The sequence below is a fragment of the Thalassobacillus sp. CUG 92003 genome (assembly GCF_013618635.1).
In the GTDB taxonomy this organism is placed as follows: Bacteria; Bacillota; Bacilli; order Bacillales; family Halobacillaceae; genus CUG-92003.
The window spans coordinates 1-224 of the sequence record NZ_JABLSJ010000047.1; the positions used below are offsets into that span (position 1 = coordinate 1).

Consider the following 224-nt stretch of genomic DNA (forward strand, 5'->3'; position numbering starts at 1 on the left):
GTGAACCTTGAAAACTGGATAAGCAAGATTCAACGAACATCGAAACAAGAAAGCGTCTTAGTCACATGTAGTTAAGTGAATAAGGGCGCACGGTGGATGCCTTGGCACGAGGCGCCGATGAAGGACGGGACTAACACCGATATGCTTCGGGAAGCCGTAAGTAGGCTATGATCCGGAGATGTCCGAATGGGGGAACCCACGGTCCGTAATGGGACCGTATCCTG

Annotated in this window: 1 rRNA gene; it reads left to right on the forward strand. The window is 51.3% G+C overall.

Annotated elements, in window-relative coordinates:
- Positions 1–69: 69 nt before the first annotated feature.
- Positions 70–224, forward strand: a 23S ribosomal RNA gene (locus HOP45_RS20515); the annotation flags it as partial.